The organism is Negativibacillus massiliensis (genome assembly GCF_900148495.1).
Taxonomy (GTDB): Bacteria; Bacillota; Clostridia; order Oscillospirales; family Ruminococcaceae; genus Negativibacillus; species Negativibacillus massiliensis.
On sequence record NZ_FTRU01000008.1, the window covers coordinates 197,023 to 209,075 of the forward strand.

Genomic DNA, 12,053 nt, shown 5'->3' on the forward strand with positions numbered 1-12,053 from the left:
TCGGGAGTGTTCGGATTTTGTGCCGGTATATTACCTTGCAAGAAACTGGTCAAGGTTTGCAAGAGATTTTTCGGTCAGACGTTCGATTGCTTGATAGGAACCGCCGGAATAACCGCCGTAGCAGCTGACGTTTTCCACTTCTTTCAGCGATTCATCTCCCAAGGCCATCAGGCTGTCGCAGAAATAGTAGTTGTCCCCGTGAGAGAGCCAAGTTCTTAACGCATCCAGATCACAGGCAGGAGTAAGACCTGTGTTAAACAGGATTTTGTGATTGCCAAATTTTTCGAACTCTTCCTGGTGCAGCAGGGTGACAAACTTATTTAAACAGGTGCAGATACAGATGTTTTTTTGGAGCAGTTCATCCAGAGGGAGATAAGCGATGCTTTCTGCTTCAATTTCAGGCTTATGGCTGCGGCTGTAATAGGTGACATCTGCTCCGAAAAAGCGCAGTGACCGTGCTACCACCTGACCGGTGGCGCCCATTCCGATGATGCCAACCGGAATACCGGTTAATTCCAAAGGACGATCACCCCAGCGTTTGCCGTGGAAGCCATGAAGCAGATCGGTCAGCTGGGAAATAACGTACTCTCCAACGCCGATATCACCATAATCCCGCACACCCAAAACGGTGATACCGCGTTCTCTTGCACAGCGGATATCTACACTTGCACTGTTTTCATCGTACAAGCTGCAGCACATGCCGATGTAGCGCAGGTTTGGACAGTGTTCAATGATGTTTGCAGTGATTTGAGTGGTGATATTGACCAGAATGCCGTCAGCATCTTTTGCTCGTTGGATGACCTCTTCCTCACTGGAAGGAATATCATCGTAAAAGATGTATTCTTCGGCTCTTTTTGCAAACTCTTCGTTTGCATTTGGAGTAAGATTGAGCCGTTCCACGGCAACTAATTTTTTCAGCATAAAAAGACCTCCTGTTTTTAGTGCTTTATAGATAATGTTATAACTCTTTCCATTCCAAACAGATTGTTCCATCTGCTTTTTGAAAGCGAAAGATAAGATAATATCGACTGATCTGAGAGGTATCTAAACTTTGGACAGGATGGATGTTGTCCAGAGAAAACAGAACGTTTTTATTTTTATCCTGAATCTCTGCTATTGCGGTTCCTTTGGTGATGTCAGAGGAAAAAGAAAACTGATACAAATGATTTTTAGACAGATTCAGAACACGCTTAGTGTATCCGGTGCAGGAAGAAAAGGTGATTTTGCGGCTAGCAGAGTCTTTACCTCTGCGATCAAAATAAAGTAGTGCCCTTTTCTGATTGATAATAAGGTATCCGCTGATCCAAAGTATGTAGAACAAAAGACAGACAACGAGAAAGATCAGGACTATTTTCATCTTTTTTCACTTCCTATTTTTACAGCCTCCTTACAAACTGTAAAACCTGTTCAAAAAATTGGTGGCGGGTTTCCTGCGTCATAGTCCATGCCCAGGCAGGGTCTTCTTCCCGCAGTGGGTGTTTGTCCGAAGCAATCAAGACAGATACAACATCGACACCAAGAAAACTTCCAACTGAAAAGAGGGCTGAGGTTTCCATATCCACACCGACAGCGCCTTTTTCCCGCCAGAGATGTTCCTTCCAGAAGGTTTGACGATAGACTGCATCGGTGGAAACGATAGGGAGAGATTTTGCACTGGTAATTTCCTTTACAGCTCGCTGATAGAGGGAAGGGGAGGGAACGGAGTATTCGATAAAATCATAGTAATGCAGAGAAGTTCCTTCCTCCACAAATGCTTTGTTCGGGATGATGATATCGCCGCTGTTGACATTTTCCCCAAAGGCACCGAACATTCCGACGGTAACGACAGTTTTTACTCCAAGAGCGGCCAGCGTTTCCAGAGTGTCCACTGCCTGCGGCGCACCTCCTCCGCCGTCCAAAAAACAGAAATGGTTATCTAAATCGAACTGGTAAACCGGACAGCCTCTTAAAAATCGGGGCAGCTTTTCGCAAAGTAAATGAGTTGGATAATTCTGCCGCAGATATTCCTCTCCACTGTGCATATAAAAGAGAACAGCAGTTTGAGGAAGACAAAGATTTTGCGGGTTGTGCCCGGACTGTATATGTTCCTTTGCAGTGATGACGGCACGGGTATTGTCATCAGGATATTTCCACATAAAATCCCTCCTTTGATTGTATTTTCAGATGATAGGATTATTTTATCACGACAGGAAATAAATTTCCATCTATAGCGTATTTTTTAGATGAGGTTACAAAAAAAGCCTCCGCAGTTTGATGCGGAGGCTTTTGAGAAGTCTAAACAGTTATCTCAGAAAAATTATTTTCTGTTAACCAGCTGACGGGTATGTTCAGCAACCTGTTCAGGAGTGATGTCAGTTTTCTGAGCAACACCGGTGTCGATTGCAGCCTGTGCAACGAATTTAGCAACAGCTGGAGCAACACGTGGATCGAATGGAGATGGGATAACGTATTCTGCGTTGCATTCTTCATCGGAAACCAGAGAAGCGATTGCTTTTGCAGCAGCGATCTTCATCTCTTCATTGATCTTGGTAGCATGAACGTCCAGAGCACCACGGAAAAGACCTGGGAATGCGAGAACGTTGTTAACCTGGTTTGGATAGTCGGAACGACCGGTACCAACAACAGCAGCGCCAGCTTCTTTAGCCAGAGCAGGATCGATTTCTGGAGTTGGGTTAGCGCAAGCAAAGATGATTGGTTTGTCAGCCATGGTTTTGATCATATCCTGAGTGAGAACGCCAGGAGCGGAAACACCAACGAATACGTCTGCACCTTTGATAACGTCAGCCAGAGAACCGGAGAGTTTCTTAGCATTGGTGATCTTGGACATTTCAACTTTAACATCGTTGAGGCCATCGCGTCCTTCGTAGATTGCACCCTTGCTGTCGCAGAGGATTGCATCTGCAATACCTGCGGAGAGCAGCAGTTTGGTGATAGCGATAGCAGCAGCGCCAGCACCGCTTACAACAACGTGGAGATCTTTGATGTCTTTGCCAACAACTTTCAGAGCGTTGAGCAGACCTGCCAGAGTAACGATAGCGGTACCATGCTGGTCATCGTGGAAGATCGGAATGTTGCAGATCTCTTTGAGTTTGTTTTCGATGTAGAAGCATTCTGGAGCTTTGATGTCTTCGAGGTTTACACCGCCGAAGGTTGGTTCCATCAGTTTAACGGTTTCAACGATCTTGTCAGGATCCATGGTGTCCAGACAGATTGGGAAAGCGTCAACGCCTGCAAAGGATTTGAACAGAACAGCTTTACCTTCCATAACCGGCAGACCAGCACCAGCGCCGATGTTGCCAAGGCCCAGAACAGCAGTACCGTTTGTTACAACAGCAACCATGTTGCCTTTTGCAGTATAATCGTAGATTGTATTGTAGTCTTTATTGATTTCGAGGCATGGCTGAGCAACGCCTGGAGAATAAGCAAGAGAAAGGTCTTCTGCACCGTTGAGAGGAACTTTGCACTCTACGCACAGTTTACCATGTGCTTTTTTGTGCAGTTCAAGAGATTTTTCATAAACGTCCATTTCGGGAATCCTCCTTAAACTTAAATCGTGTTTTACACTGTTACATGTCCCCAGAATGCCGGTAGGCAAAACAGGAACTCCCGCGAATTTTTGCCTGCAAAAAGAATCACTTCCAGCAGAAATTCGATACTTTTATTGTACTCTTTTTGTGAAAAAAAACGCAATAGAAAAAGCGTACAAAGATTTGCCGAAATGATGGACAAATTGCAAAAAAATGAATTAAAACTATCAAAACAAGGGATTTTACAAGAGAAAACACTTGATTTTTTCCGGACTCCTGCTATAATGAAATCAAATGATGCAGGATTTGCGTCAAAAATGTTCGAAAAAGTAACAAACCCCAAACAAGACATTAAAAAGGATAGAAGGTAGAAATCATGGAATATCGTATTGAAAAAGATTCGATCGGCGAAAAACAGGTTCCAGTAGACGCTTACTATGGCGTACAGTCTATGCGTGGTTGTGAAAACTTCCACATCACTGGTCAGAGAATGCAGCCAGAGTTCATCAACTCCATGGCAGAGATCAAAAAAGCATGTGCAATCTGCAACTGTCAGGTTGGCGAGCTGGATGTTAAGATCAAAGATGCAATCTGCCAGGCTTGTGACGAGATCATCGCTGGCAAGCTCCATGATCAGTTCCTGTGTGACCCAATCCAGGGTGGTGCAGGCACAACTGCAAATATGACAGCAAACGAAGTTATCGCTAACCGTGCAATCGAAATCCTCGGCGGCACAAAAGGCGATTACTCCATCGTTCATCCAAATGACCATGTAAACAGAGCTCAGTCCACCAACGACGTTTTCCCATCTGCTGCTAAACTGACTGCTGCTAAACTGCTCAAAAAAGCAATTGCTCAGGTAGAACGTCTGGAAGCTGCTCTGGCTGAAAAAGAAAAAGAATTCCACGACATCATCAAGATGGGCCGTACTCAGATGCAGGACGCAGTTCCGATCCGTCTGGGTGCTGAATTCGGTGCATACCGCAAAGCTATCAAACGTGATATCGTTCGTCTGAACACCGCTCTGGAAGGCATGTACGCTGTAAACATGGGTGGTACTGCTGTTGGTACAGCACTCAACGCTAACCCAGCATACGTTGAAGCTCTGGCTCCAGAACTTGCTAAAATCACTGGTCTGCCACTGGTAAAAGCTGATGACCTGGTTGACGGTACACAGAACCTGGATGCTTATGCATACGTTTCTGCATCCCTGAAAACTTGTGCAATCTCCTGCTCCAAGATGGCTAACGACTTCCGTCTGATGTCCTCCGGTCCACGTTGTGGCTTCCAGGAAATCAACCTGCCTGCAAAACAGAATGGTTCTTCCATCATGCCAGGTAAAGTTAACCCAGTTATTCCAGAAGTTATGTCTCAGGCTGCATTCTGCATCATGGGTAACGATGTCTGCATCACCATGGCTGCTGAAGCTGGTCAGCTCGAACTCAACTACGCAGAGCCAGTTCTCTACCACAAACTGTTCGAGTCTATCAACGCTCTGGCTGGCGCTGTTGAAACCTTCGTTGACAACTGCGTAACCGGTATCACCGCTAATGCTGATCGCTGTCAGGCTCTGGTTGATGGTTCTGTTGGTATCATCACTGCAATCTGCCCACAGGTAGGTTACCAGTTTGCTGCTGACATTGCTAAGAAAGCAATCAAGACCGGTCAGTCCGTTCGTGAACTGCTGCACGAGAGTGGCAAATTCACCGACGAAGAGATCAACAAGATCCTCGACCCACACTCCATGGTATAATCCATCACACAAAAAAATGTACTCAAAAGCCCGAACCACTCCGGTTCGGGCTTTTATATTAGTGCTTTAGCAAAGAACTTTCGCCAATAAGCGAAAGTTCAACAACCGCCCGCTATGCGGGTGGATTAAGGCTTAAGCAAAGAAACATCCTTTCTGGTAAGATAGAGATTGTTCAAGCCTCTAAAAAACCAGGAAAGGATGTTTCTTATGGCAAATAGTTTAGCACATACCAAATGGGTATGCAAGTATCACATCGTTTTTACACCAAAGTACCGTCGGAAAATAATCTATAAAGAATTGAGAAAAGATATCCAGCAAATCATAAAAGATTTGTGTAAGTGGAAAGGTGTAGAAATTATAGAAGGGCATATGATGCCGGATCATGTACATATTCTGGTAAGTATACCGCCCAAATACAGTGTATCCCAATTCATGGGATACCTCAAAGGGAAAAGTGCGATGATGATATTTGAAAGGCATGCAAACCTAAAATACAAGTTTGGGAATAGAAACTTCTGGGCAACAGGATATTATGTAAGTACAGTAGGAATCAATACTGCGACAATACAAAAATATATCCGAGAGCAAGAAAAGCAAGATCAAATAGAAGATAGTTTAAGCAAGAAGGAGTATGTAGACCCTTTCAAGGGTAGCAAGTAATCATACCACCAGAGGCTTGAACAAAGTGAAAGCCAGCGTCATTTAGGCGCTGGCTTTTATCACGGCCTTATAGGCCGCTCGTCATGCCACCCCTCTTAGGGGTGGTCATGACTTTCTCTACTTTCTGAGAAACCAGCTTGAAGCTGGACACTGTATCGCGCTTTAGTTTTCTGCGGGGCTTTGGTTCCAGCGCGCGGCGCTCGGCAGGCTGAGCCTGCACGCTGTTCGCGTAGTCGGTTAACTGTGAACTCAAAAGTTTCGTTCTCGCGCAGGTCGTTCGTCCTTTGGACTCTCTCGTTCGGTATGCGCCGAAAGGGAACAAAAGTTTTTGGTAGTTGAAAACTTGTTTCAAATTGTTTTTCTAAACTAACCTCAAAAATTATCCAGCGGATGATTTTTGACGGTACAAACTGAAAGACGTTTCGAGCTGTACTTTTGGAAGCTGATATGATATAGTAAGAGAAAAATTAATGATTTACAGGGAGATGACGACGATGACATATTCGCAGCTTTTTAATCAGGCACTGGAATTGCTTGATGAGCAGGGTGCAGAAGAAGCGTATGAACTGGTAAAACAGGAATGGCAGAGTGTAGAGAATGCAAACGAGGCGCAACTTTACAATCTCGCTTATTGCTTTGCAGCACTGAGCGGAAAAACAGAGGAAGCGCTGGGACTGATGAAAGAAGCGCTGTATACCAAGGGCTATTGGTACGACTATAATTACTTGATGGAGGACGAAGACCTCGAGGAGCTTCGCAAACACAGCGAGTTTGAAACGATGGCAAATCTCTGCCGGGAACGCCAGCAGGCAGCACTGGAATCTGCAGAATCGATTTTGGTCCAGGAAGAGGTAGAAGCAGGAAAGCCTTGCCTGCTTGTTCTCCATGGCGATCAGCAGAATGCGGCACAGACAGCTCCTTACTGGCAGAGCGCAAAGGAATTGGGCTATGGTCTGGGACTGGCTCAGTCCTCGCAGGTACAGATGTCCGAAGCTTACCTCTGGGATGATGAGGAAACCGCTGCGGAGGAAATCAGCGACCAATGGAACGCACTCAAAGAACAGGGCGTCGATATAGAAAACAGTATCCTCTGCGGATTCTCTTCTGGTGGACGAGCTGCATTCTATGCGGCAGTAAGCGGAGCAATCGCACCAAAAGGTTTGATTCTGGTTTCTCCATGGCTGCCAGAGCTGGAAGAATGGACGGAAGACCTGAGCAAACTGAAAGCGGCTGGAACAGCTGTCTATATCTGCTGCGGTGACGCAGATGAGGACTGCTTTGAAGGCAGTGAAGCTCTGTTCGAGATTCTGGATGACAACGGCATTGAAGTAGAGTTTAAACTTTGTCCAGATCTGGAGCATGACTATCCGGAAAACTTTGAACAGATTTTGCAGGAGGCGATCCAGTTTGTCAAACAGTAAATTGGAGGCTAACGAGCAGCAGTTTTCCACCAAAGAAGTGCGAATTGTTCCATATGACCCGCAGTGGAAGGCGGAATTTGAGAAAATCAAGGCAATGATTCAAAGTTATATCGGGGAATATGTGGAAAGTATTCAGCATGTCGGCAGCACTTCGGTGGAAGGACTGGGAGCAAAGCCGATTATTGATGTCGATGCAGTGCTCAAAGATAAAGGTAATCTGCCAAAAGTAATTGAGCAGCTTGCTAAGTACGGTTATGTTCATCAGGGAGATCTGGGACTGCCGGGACGAGAGGCATTTTTCCGCCCCAGAGATTATGACGAACAGGAAAAGAACGTGATAAAATACCATTTTTATGTCTGCAACAAAGATGCAAAGCCGTATCTGGAGCACATTGCTTTCCGTGACTATCTGCGGGAGCACCCGGATGCGCGGGACGAATATCAGCGCATCAAGGAAGAACTTGCAGAAAGATATCGGTATGATGTGGATACCTACTGTGAGCATAAGACCGAGTTTGTGCAGTCGATTCTGGCAAAAACGAAAAAGTAAAAACAGAAGTTTTTTGGAGTTGAAAACGAGTTTTCAACTGACTTTTCGTACACAAAAGTTTGCGAGGGTAAGGTCTCATGGATGTGCCCTGGGCAAGTAGCCCCAACATAATAACTAAAATATATCAATAAGTTTCACAGGGGCGTTGCCCCCGTACCCCCACGAACTTTTTGAAAAAAGCTCGACCCCAAATTTTTATTTGATTTCAAACTAAAAAAAGAGGAGCATTTGCTCCTCTTTTTTTATACATAAAATTCTTCCATATCTTCCAGTCGCAGACAGGCAAGACGTCTGTTCGGGAAATCGTAACCACAGCAGCAATCGATGTCAATATACTGCGGATGGTGGAAGATAGAAAACAGTTCACCACGCTCACACATTTCCTGCACATAAGCGAGTTCTTCCTCATCACTGCGGCTGTAAGCCTCTGTTTCGGTGTGTACAAAGCAGGATACCGGTGTATGTCCGATGATAAGTTGGCAATTTGGTATCGTACGGATGGGGTCCTTGTACGGACGAAACCACACTTCATCATAGACGGTATCGGCAGGCAGTCCGTGTACCAGATAAAAGTTTTTGCCACCGACACTGATTTCAAAGTGGGTCGGCAAAGCACGCAGAAAATCAAGGGTTTCCTGCTTTTCCTGTTCGGTAAGTTTATTGAATCCTTCCAGCGTTGTAGCATTGCCGTTTCGGTTCCAGTGCTGGATATGTTTTTCCAAAGCATCCGGTGCAAAATAGCGCAGGCACATAAATTCATGGTTGCCAAGCAGCATTTTCATGTTGGGAGTTGCCATGATTTCCCTCAGAAGTTCGACAGGGTGAGGGCCGCGATCTACAACATCCCCCAAGATGTACAGCGTGTCCTCTTTGGAAAAGTTTATCTTTTGAAGCATTGCATGGAAGCGGTCGTCTTCTCCATGAATGTCTGACACAACATAATGAGCCATTGGGGCGGTTTCCTTTCTCTTTGGTTTTGAACTTATATTCTGGAAACGATTTCGTCGACGATATGGTGAGCCACCTGATCTTTACTCATCAGTTCCAGTTCTTTTACGGAGTCTTTGGTGATTATGGTGATCACATTGGTATCACCAGCAAAACCTGCACCCTGTACCTTCAGATTGTTTGCAACGATCATGTCAGCATTTTTCTTGGAGAGCTTGCTGCGGGAATTTTCCAGCATATTTTCAGTTTCCATCGAGAAGCCGCACAGGAATTGTCCGTCCGGTTTGTGTTCGCCTAAATATTTGAGGATATCCTGTGTACGCTCAAACTCGAGGACAAATTCTCCATCACTCTTTTTGATCTTCTCATCTGCGACTGTTTTTGGACGATAGTCTGCAACCGCTGCCGCCTTGATAATAATATCCATCTCAGGTGCGCGGGAGGTTACCTCCTCAAACATCTGCTGAGCGGTTTCAATTGGAACGACCTTGACAAAAGGCCACGACTCCAGTGCGGTTTTTCCAGTGACAAGGGTGACATCAGCGCCGCGCAGAGAACATTCCTTTGCCAGAGAATAGCCCATTTTTCCGCTGGAACGATTGGTATAGATGCGTACCGGGTCGACCGGCTCGCAGGTAGGACCTGCGGTGATGAGCACCTTCTTGCCAGCGAGGTCTTTTTCGTACAGGATTTCCTGTAAAATGTGGTTGTACAGCAGTTCCTCTTTCGGCAATTTTCCGGCACCGACATCCTTGCAGGCAAGCATGCCAACAGCAGGTTCAATGATGCCAAATCCATAATGACGCAGAGTATTGAGATTATCTTGGGTGATAGGATTTTCAAACATGTTGGTGTTCATTGCAGGAGCGACCAGTTTTTTGCAGCGGCAGGCAAGTACGGTAGTCGAGAGCATGTCATCAGCGATGCCGTGTGCCATCTTGGCAATGATGTTTGCCGAAGCCGGAGCGATCATTACAAGGTTTGCACGTTTTGCAAGAGCAACGTGTTCAACATTATATTGAAAATTGCGGTCAAAGGTATCAACCATGCAGCGGGTGTTGCAAAGTGTTTCAAAGGTGAGCGGAGTGATAAACTGGGTAGCATTTTTGGTCATGATGACCTGTACATCGCAGTGCTGTTTTGCAAGCATGCTGGCAACATTTGCCATTTTGTAGGCGGCAATTGAGCCTGTTATTCCTAATACAACAGTTTTTCCCTGTAGCATAAAAGCACTTCCTTTTTTGATTGGTTGCAAGTGTCTTTAGTATAGCAGGAAGAGAGAAGAAAGTCTAGTTTCATTCTACTGTGAAGGGAGAAGCAGTGGCAGATACATTGCGATAGATGTTGCAGACTAAAAGCCAGGGAATAACTTACAGAGAATGAGAAAAACTTACACAAAATGATATAGACTTCTGTAGAACGCTGTGCTATCATACAAAATAAATAGAAAATTATAAAAAAATTTAGTGAAATAAGAAAATGGAGAGAGGGCAAAATGAGTTTTTCAGTGAAGAAGAAATTTGTTCTGGTACAGTTGTTTGTGCTGGGATATGTGTGTGCCAATGTGGCTTATCCTCTTTTGACACAGAGGATTTTGGATCAGTTGTCCGGCGGCAGTTTTGGGGAGTTGAAGGGATTATTTTTCCTGCTGTTTCTGAGCATTCTGCTTTTGGTTGGATGTTCCAGAGGGCGGGCGCTCAGTCAGAAGCGGTATCTCAATCTGGTCAAGCAGTTTTATCGGGAGAAAATACTGGATCATATTTTTGCAAAGCATAGCGAACCACTTTCCTCAGAGCAGGAAGCGGAATTTTTATCAGTATTTAATAATGATATCCCCATGGTTTGCAGCGACTACTATCAGACCATCCTGAGTATGATTTACTCGGTGGTTACCATTCTTTTTTCTATGACAGCTCTTGCCAATATCAATGGATGGATCGCCTTGATGGTTGTTTTGAATTTTGTGCTGCTGGCTGTGGTTCCGATGGCATTTAAGCAGGCACTTCAGCGATATAAACGACAGATTTCAGAGACACTCAAACGTTATAATGTCAGCCTAAAGGACAGCATTTTCTGTATCCCGGTGATCAAGTCTTACCTTGCCGAAAAGGAAATGTTGTGTCATGTAAATCAGGCAGGTCAGCAGGCAAATGATGCGGATTATCACTACACAAAAGTACAGGAAAATGCTAATCTCGCCAGTATGCTGATTGGTTATCTCAATGACTTTCTGGTTTTGGTAATCGGGGTATACCTGATTATAAATGGACACATGACAGTGGGAGCCTTGCTTGCAGTAATTCAGATTTCCAACATCATTGCAAACCCAATCACGACCCTTTCCTACCACATCAACGCTCTGCATGCGGTAATGCCGATCAAACAAAATCTTTGGAAGATGGTGCAGGATGAACCTCGAAAATCTACCAAGAGCAAAACTGCGCCTCCGGTGCAGAAGATCCGGTTAAGTGATGTGTCTGTAGTGCGGGATGGACGAGCGATTCTGGACCATGTTACTTTGGAACTGAATGCTGGCAAACGATATCTGCTTGTTGGAAAAAATGGCTGTGGCAAAAGCACCTTGCTTAAAACGATTAACCGAAATATTACCCCTGATGCAGGAGAAATCAGGATGGATGGTACGCTTTATCCACAGATTACACAGGAAAGTTTCAGTCAAAATGTTTTGATGGATTATCAGGAGTCCTATCTGTTCACCGCTCCAGTTAAGGATAACATCACACTCTATCAGCCATATTCTGAGAAGAAGCTTCAGGAAATCGGAAAGGTTTTAAAAATAACCCACCTGATCGAAGATCCAGACGAAACCAGAGTGCATCATTTGTCAGGAGGAGAGAAACAGAGAGTGGCATTAGCACGCATCCTGCTGAAAAGCCCGTCCTTTTACCTGTTGGATGAAGCTTTTTCAGCAATGGATGTTGATACCAGACAGGAATTGGAACAATATCTTCTGAATCAAAAATATTCCATTATCAGTATTTCTCACACCTATACCAAAGAGATTCTGTCACAGTATGACCAAATCATTGTGATGCAGCAGGGCAGAGTTTTGGAATGCAGTCCGTACGAGAGTTTGTCAGACAGAGCAAAAGAGAATATCTGGCTTGATTAAAGGAAAATGACCATAAATTGATTTGCATAAAATGATATGGAGTTAGTTTAGTGGGTGTGCT

Annotated in this window: 12 protein-coding genes; 6 read left to right on the forward strand and 6 right to left on the reverse strand. The window is 44.8% G+C overall.

Annotation, left to right across the window (positions count from 1 at the left end; all coding sequences use genetic code 11):
• Positions 1 to 30 precede the first annotated feature (30 nt).
• From BQ5375_RS07070 to BQ5375_RS07085, 4 genes are all read right to left on the reverse strand, one after another.
• Entirely contained in the window at positions 31 to 921 is an 891-nt protein-coding gene (locus BQ5375_RS07070; protein WP_022131846.1) for an NAD(P)-dependent oxidoreductase, read from the reverse strand.
• A 37-nt stretch (positions 922 to 958) separates the two neighbouring features.
• Positions 959 to 1,357, reverse strand: coding sequence for a hypothetical protein (locus tag BQ5375_RS07075; protein ID WP_022131845.1), 399 nt, complete (start codon positions 1,355 to 1,357; stop codon positions 959 to 961).
• A 19-nt stretch (positions 1,358 to 1,376) separates the two neighbouring features.
• Positions 1,377 to 2,135 carry a nucleoside phosphorylase gene (locus BQ5375_RS07080; protein WP_022131844.1) on the reverse strand — a complete coding sequence of 253 codons (759 nt, stop codon included), beginning with the start codon at positions 2,133 to 2,135 and terminating at the stop codon, positions 1,377 to 1,379.
• Positions 2,136 to 2,296: 161 nt separating this feature from the next.
• Complete coding sequence (locus BQ5375_RS07085) at positions 2,297 to 3,526, reverse strand: NAD(P)-dependent malic enzyme (RefSeq protein WP_022131843.1); 1,230 nt, start codon at positions 3,524 to 3,526, stop codon at positions 2,297 to 2,299.
• Between the two features lie 90 nt (positions 3,527 to 3,616).
• On the opposite strand from BQ5375_RS07085, the gene BQ5375_RS07090 reads away from it, so the two are divergent.
• The 5 genes from BQ5375_RS07090 to BQ5375_RS07115 all read left to right on the forward strand — a co-directional run bounded on the left by BQ5375_RS07090 (position 3,617) and on the right by BQ5375_RS07115 (position 7,911).
• Complete coding sequence (locus BQ5375_RS07090) at positions 3,617 to 3,898, forward strand: hypothetical protein (RefSeq protein WP_076917641.1); 282 nt, start codon at positions 3,617 to 3,619, stop codon at positions 3,896 to 3,898.
• Between the two features lie 5 nt (positions 3,899 to 3,903).
• On the forward strand, positions 3,904 to 5,280 hold the full coding sequence (locus tag BQ5375_RS07095) for an aspartate ammonia-lyase (protein WP_022131842.1): 1,377 nt from the start codon (positions 3,904 to 3,906) through the stop codon (positions 5,278 to 5,280).
• A gap of 198 nt (positions 5,281 to 5,478) precedes the next feature.
• The gene (tnpA, locus tag BQ5375_RS07100) at positions 5,479 to 5,940 is read left to right on the forward strand and encodes an IS200/IS605 family transposase (protein WP_076917642.1); all 462 of its coding nucleotides are present in this window, start codon (positions 5,479 to 5,481) and stop codon (positions 5,938 to 5,940) included.
• A 494-nt stretch (positions 5,941 to 6,434) separates the two neighbouring features.
• The gene (locus BQ5375_RS07110) at positions 6,435 to 7,361 is read left to right on the forward strand and encodes an alpha/beta hydrolase (RefSeq protein WP_022131903.1); all 927 of its coding nucleotides are present in this window, start codon (positions 6,435 to 6,437) and stop codon (positions 7,359 to 7,361) included.
• Complete coding sequence (locus tag BQ5375_RS07115; protein ID WP_022131902.1) at positions 7,348 to 7,911, forward strand: GrpB family protein; 564 nt, start codon at positions 7,348 to 7,350, stop codon at positions 7,909 to 7,911. Before BQ5375_RS07110 ends, BQ5375_RS07115 begins: the two co-directional genes overlap by 14 nt.
• A gap of 242 nt (positions 7,912 to 8,153) precedes the next feature.
• On the opposite strand, the gene BQ5375_RS07120 is transcribed toward BQ5375_RS07115, so the two are convergent.
• Both BQ5375_RS07120 and coaBC read right to left on the reverse strand, forming a co-directional pair.
• Positions 8,154 to 8,861 carry a metallophosphoesterase gene (locus tag BQ5375_RS07120; RefSeq protein ID WP_022131901.1) on the reverse strand — a complete coding sequence of 236 codons (708 nt, stop codon included), beginning with the start codon at positions 8,859 to 8,861 and terminating at the stop codon, positions 8,154 to 8,156.
• 32 nt (positions 8,862 to 8,893) lie between these two features.
• Complete coding sequence (gene coaBC / locus BQ5375_RS07125; protein WP_022131900.1) at positions 8,894 to 10,084, reverse strand: bifunctional phosphopantothenoylcysteine decarboxylase/phosphopantothenate--cysteine ligase CoaBC; 1,191 nt, start codon at positions 10,082 to 10,084, stop codon at positions 8,894 to 8,896.
• 270 nt (positions 10,085 to 10,354) lie between these two features.
• Here coaBC and BQ5375_RS07130 point away from each other — a divergent pair, with 270 nt between their 5' ends.
• Entirely contained in the window at positions 10,355 to 11,992 is a 1,638-nt protein-coding gene (locus tag BQ5375_RS07130) for an ATP-binding cassette domain-containing protein (RefSeq protein WP_022131899.1), read from the forward strand.
• The last annotated feature ends 61 nt before the right edge of the window (positions 11,993 to 12,053 follow it).